The organism is Dellaglioa sp. CoH-57-MRSF-22 (assembly GCF_056781895.1).
Window position 1 is genome coordinate 1 of record NZ_JBXAXT010000223.1, and the last position, 268, is coordinate 268.

The 268-nt window shown below is 66.8% G+C and carries 1 protein-coding gene; it reads left to right on the forward strand.

Translation table 11 applies throughout. The features are described from left to right. Positions 1-39: 39 nt before the first annotated feature. A partial coding sequence (locus tag AC1RPR_RS08875) for a dienelactone hydrolase family protein (protein WP_481763582.1) occupies positions 40-268 on the forward strand: 229 nt, incomplete at its 3' end.

Genomic DNA, 268 nt, shown 5'->3' on the forward strand with positions numbered 1-268 from the left:
TACTGGGCCGTCACCGAAACCAACCGCATGGAGGGACCCATGAACGGACGTCACATCGAGATTCCATCGCCGAACGGCGGCGCGTTCCGCGCGTACCTGAGCACGCCGGCCGGCGGCACCGGGCCGGGCATCGTGCTCTGTCACGAGATCTTCGGCGCGAACGCGACGATGCGCGACGTGGCCGACTATTACGCCGAGGAAGGCTATACGGTGCTCGTGCCGGACCTGTTCTGGCGCCAGGCCCCGGGCATCGAGCTCGATGATACGG